3 protein-coding genes are annotated in these 5,175 nt (G+C 43.9%); 2 read left to right on the top strand and 1 reads right to left on the bottom strand.

Annotation, left to right across the window (positions count from 1 at the left end; genetic code table 11):
* Window positions 1–14: 14 nt before the first annotated feature.
* Together F6K38_RS34690 and F6K38_RS34695 are read left to right on the top strand one after the other, a co-directional pair.
* Window positions 15–995, top strand: a complete 981-nt coding sequence (locus F6K38_RS34690; protein ID WP_287359649.1) for an RpnC/YadD family protein — start codon at window positions 15–17, stop codon at window positions 993–995.
* Complete coding sequence (locus F6K38_RS34695; protein WP_287359651.1) at window positions 943–1,158, top strand: hypothetical protein; 216 nt, start codon at window positions 943–945, stop codon at window positions 1,156–1,158. Before F6K38_RS34690 ends, F6K38_RS34695 begins: the two co-directional genes overlap by 53 nt.
* Here the strand turns inward: F6K38_RS34695 and F6K38_RS34700 are convergent.
* Complete coding sequence (locus F6K38_RS34700) at window positions 1,153–5,052, bottom strand: HEAT repeat domain-containing protein (protein WP_287359652.1); 3,900 nt, start codon at window positions 5,050–5,052, stop codon at window positions 1,153–1,155. The two genes, F6K38_RS34695 and F6K38_RS34700, sit on opposite strands and share 6 nt — an antisense overlap.
* Window positions 5,053–5,175 lie beyond the last annotated feature (123 nt).

Genomic DNA, 5,175 nt, shown 5'->3' on the forward strand with positions numbered 1-5,175 from the left:
ATTAAAAGATAGAAATGAACGAACCAATAGCTGACTATGACAATCCTTGTAAAGAAGCATTACAAGCCTATTTTGAGTCATTTTTACAGTTTTGTTTTCCCGAAGTTCACACTCTGATTGATTGGAAGCAGACACCCCAATCCCTTGATACAGAGCTACAGCAGATAGTTGGTGCTGCCGAGTCAGGAAAACGGATCGCTGATAAATTATTCCAGGTGTGGCTCTGTGGTGGAAATGAAACTTGGGTGTTGATTCATGTAGAGGTACAAAGCCAAAAAGAATCAACCTTTGCCAAGCGAATGTACCAATATCATTACAGGGCATTTGACCTCTACGAAAAACCTGTGATTAGCTTAGCGGTATTGGGGGATGAGAATGCTTCTTGGTCTCCATCGTCCTATGAATATGGCTTGGGAGGTTGTCGGCTGAGTCTAGAATTTCCCATAGTTAAATTACTCAACTATGAGTCAAGGTGGCAGGTGTTGGAATCGAGTACCAATCCCTTTGCAGTAGTGGTGATGGCTCATTTAAAAACCAAAGCCACCCATAAACAACCGATGGAGCGCAAGCGATGGAAGTGGTACCTGATTCGGATACTTTTTGAACAAGGTTATAGTAAAAACGATATAGTGAAGCTATTCCAATGTATTGACCAGATGATGGCTTTACCGGAACAGTTAGAACAGGAGCTGAATCAAGAACTCGAACGTTATCAGGAGGAAAGACAGATGCCTTTAATTAGTCGAGGGTCAGAAAGGGCAATGAAAAGGGGTCTGGAACAAGGACTTCAACAATCTCGGAAAAGCTTTCAAGGGACAGTAGTTAAAATTTTACAAAAGCGCTTTGAATCGGTATCACCGGAATTGGTGGCAGCGATTAATGCCATAGACGATATCTCTGTGTTGGAACAGTTGATTGATCAATCTCTTGAGAGTAACTCTCTTGAGGAATTTGAGCAGCTATTGGCACAACATCAGGTTAGTCAGGAGAATTGAACAGTATCGAAATGCGATTGGCCGTAGGCCACGCTACGCGAACGCATTTGTGATACCAGGACACGGGCAAGATGCCCGTTCCACCAAGATGCCCGTTCCACCAAGATGCCCGTTCCACCAAGATGCCCATTCCACATCACTGCCTACTCACGACTCCCTATAAGTCAATGGAATAATAATCCAAAGCACCAAGTCCTGGACCCTGAGTCCACCGTGAATCAGGTTTCCAAGCACCATTTTCTTTTTCCCGACGGCGAGTGCGGACAGTGAGCTGATTATCCTTAATTTTAAGTAGATTATATTGCCAGGGATAACCGGATCGTAGTTCAAAGGTTGGTGCGCCAAAGGTGCCAGCACAAATTCCATCGAGTTTGCGCCCACCTGGGCTGAGGTCGTAACGGAAAAGGCTAGTTTCCGCTTTGTGGATGTGTCCGTGGAGGAACAAGCGGAATCCAGCAACAGCGAGTTGTTGCATAAATCCTTGGTCGGTAATCCTATCGCTTCCGTCACTATTCAGGGGATGGTGCCAAACCGCTAGTTTCAGGCAGTTGTCGTAGTCTTGGTTACGGCGAATTTTGGTCAGGGCCTTGCTCAGAGCACCTGGGTGGATGCTAGCACGGGTTTTGAAGTGGTGATCCAGTTGCCAAGCCGAGTTTAGTCCTAGGATTAGCAAGTTTTGCTCTGGGAAATAGTCGATAATCCCTTGCTGGTCATAGTCGAGGGGATAGGGTTGACCTTTGATAGCTTGATAGAATTGACTGAAGAGGGAAAAGCGTTGTTGGTATTTGGCTTCATCTCGGACTCCAATCAGCTCTTCACGTTTTATGTAGTGACCCTCTTTTAGTTCACCCTCGTAGTGTTCGTGATACAAAAACTGATAAGCCCGCTTTGCTAGTTCCCAGTTTAGGTCATGGTTACCGGGAACTAGAACAATTTGCTTCGGGTCTAGGGGAAACTCTTGGCGGAGGTTGTCGAGAAATTGTTGTGCAGCCTGGTATTCTTCTGGAGTGGAATAATTCGCGATATCACCGGAGAGGATCAGAGCATCAAGGTGAGGGATTTGAAGGTCTTGGGTAAGGTCTTGGGCGAGTTGGTTTGACCAAAGGGTAGCTTGCTCAAGGGTGGTGATGTGGAGGTCCGAGAGGTGGAGGATGTATATGGTTTGAGTGGCAATCAGTTTGGGAGGATCGGGTTTGGGAGTGGGTTTGGGACAATAGATTGGGTTGTAGACTTGGCAGCGCTCTTGAATGGCGTTAAGGACATTCATAGTCTCATAAAAATTTATTACATTATTAGTTGCTGCCAATTCTTCCTTGTTAAGGAGATTAATCAGTTTAGTAATAGTGGTTTCTCGACCAATTTTACTCAGAGCTCTTGCCGCAATTTTCCGTACAGATGACCATTCATCATCAAGACATTTAATTAATGGGTCTATCGGTACTTGTGCACCTATTTTATATAAAGCAAATGCCGCAGTATAACGCACAGCTTTGTGGTCATCATCAAGGCATTTAATTAATGGATAAATTAACCTTTTTTCACCAATATATCCCAGAATGTTTGCTGCAATTATACGCACAACAATATTTTGGTTGTTTAGGCATTTAACCAACTTATTAATTCCTAAATTTTTACCCATTTTTACCAAAGCAAATGCCGCAACTATAAGTACCAAATAGTCGTCATCATCAAGGCATTTAATTAACGGGTCTATCGTGGCTTCTGTCCCCATTTGAGCCAGAGCAGATGCTGCTATTCTCCGGACAAGACAGTCTTCATCATCAAGGCATTTAATTAAAGGCTCAATTGCTACTTCTTTACCCATTCCACCCAGAGCATATGCCGCCATCCTCCGCACAGATGATTCTGGATAATCCAAATATTCAACTAACGGCTCAATCGCTACTTCTATCCGCATTTTTACCATAGCTAATGCCGCACTTGAATGCACCAAATAGTTATTATTATCTAGGCATTTATTTAACGGCTCAATCACTGCTTCTTTACCTATTTTAACCAGAGCATCTACTGCACTTCTACGCACAGAATCGTTGTGATCATTCAGGCATTTTTTAATTAACGGTTCAATCGCCGCTTCTGTCCTAATTTTACCCAAAGCATCTGTCGCACTTCTACGCACAGATGAGTCGTTATCATCAAGGCATTTTATTAATGGTTTAATCGTGGCTTCTGTCCTAATTTTATTCAGGGCATCTGCTGCACTTCTACGCACAGATAAGTCGTTATCATTAAGGCATTTTATTAATGGTTTAATCGTGGCTTCTGTCCCAATTTCACCCAGAGCATATACCGCATTTTTACGCACACGTGAATCATTATTCAGGTATTCAATTAACCGATCAATCGTGGCTTTTGTTCCGATTTTTTTCAGAGCATATACAGCACTTCTAAACACATCATCGTCGTCATCATTCAGCAATTTAATTAAGGGGTATATAGTGGCTTCTGTCCCAATTTTACCCAGAGCATCTGCCGCACTTATTCGCACATCTGAATCATCATCATCCAAGAATTTACTTAAACGGTTAATTGTGGCTTTTATTCCAATTTTTTCCAGAGCATATACCGCCATAATACCCACAGATGATTCGTCATCATCCAAGCATTTAATTAGCTCAGCTATGGCTTTTTCTGATTCAGTTATTCCCAACAGCTCAACCTTAAGTAACTTTGGAACTTCTAACCCAGCCACCAAAGCAACAGTGTGCTCCTGAAACTCTGGTTTTACTGCTCCTGCTAACCTGGATCCCAGTTGCCAATCCACTGCTAATCCTAACCTTACCACCCGCTCCGCTTGGGCTTCATTATCTACCAATTGCAGCATCAGCACCAGGGGTTCTGTCCATTTCAAATAATTGATATAGTTCTGTTGCAACTCCTGATCACTAAGACTTGGTAATTGCTTCAATAAATATTCCGCTGTATAGTATTCTTGGATTAGTTGGTGTCGAAACTCAATCAAGTCTCCTGATTGTTGAATCAAGTGATGGTTGAGTAAGTCTTTTAGCCAAGTCCTAGCGCGAACATCAGGATCAAGAAAATTCTTATGACGTAGATAGTCAGCTATAATTTCCTGGGCTTTGGTCTTGGGAATAGCAATGATGAGCTGCTTGAGGTTATTCCCTGTTGTCATCACAAACCCTAACTGTTGCAGCAGGTCAGGCCAAAATTCTCTTGATTCCTCGGAAACCTTAACATCTTGCTTGATTTTCTCAGAATAGAACTGGGTAAATTCGCGAAACACTAACCCCAGATTGGACGGTATCTCTCCCTTATTTTGAAACAGGGAACATAACATCATCAATAGTAGAGGAGTTTGCCCAAGCTCCCGTAAGCGATCGCCCAAGTGCTGAAGCATCTGCTCTCCCTTTTCAGGCAAATACTTTCGGACAAACTCCGACATTTGGGCTGCACTCAAGGGTTGCATTTCCAACTTCTTTTCAATCCCCAAGTCACCACCCACTCCTAAATCCCTAGTGGTGAAAATCATGGGAGTACGCTTCTGGTAATTCTGCCGAAACTGAGTCAAATCTAGGCGTGCTTGTTCTGACGGTAGCTCGTTCACGCCATCGATCAGTAACCAGAATTGTCCATCAAACAATAGTCTTTCAATTTCCGTGGAGTCCAGCAGTACATCATGACGTTTCAGAAAATTTCGCACTAACTCCAGCACCGATGTCTGGTAATATCGCAGTTCCACCAGCACCGGAATTTTCCCTTGTATCCCTTCATCCCCCAACAATCTCACTAAGGCGGTGGATTTACCAGAACCCGGACGTCCCACCAGTAAGACATGGTCAGCAGCATACTGGAGCAATCCTTCTAGGACGGGCAAGCGTTCAGTTTCTTCCTGATTCTGGTCTCTTTGTGGCTGCTCCGACTTGATGGTTTGCACCATCAGGCTAAAGTTAAACCCCCCAGGAGTTGGTTGCTGCTGCTTGGGCTTACGGTCTTCGACATCGGTCAGGGTATAAACTCGCCACCATTGGGCGTACTCTTTATGGATTGATGCTAGATAGGTATCCCAAGTGACCATCTTAAGGTTTAATCGGGTTAAAGGTTAGTTGGTTGAAGGGAGTAGGGAATCGGGAATCGGGAATCGGGAATCGGGAATCGGAAAATGCGATGCGCGCGCATTGAGCCGCTATGCGAGTCACGC

Origin of the sequence: Moorena sp. SIO3B2, assembly GCF_010692525.1 — a bacterium.
Taxonomy (GTDB): domain Bacteria; phylum Cyanobacteriota; class Cyanobacteriia; order Cyanobacteriales; family Coleofasciculaceae; genus Moorena; species Moorena producens.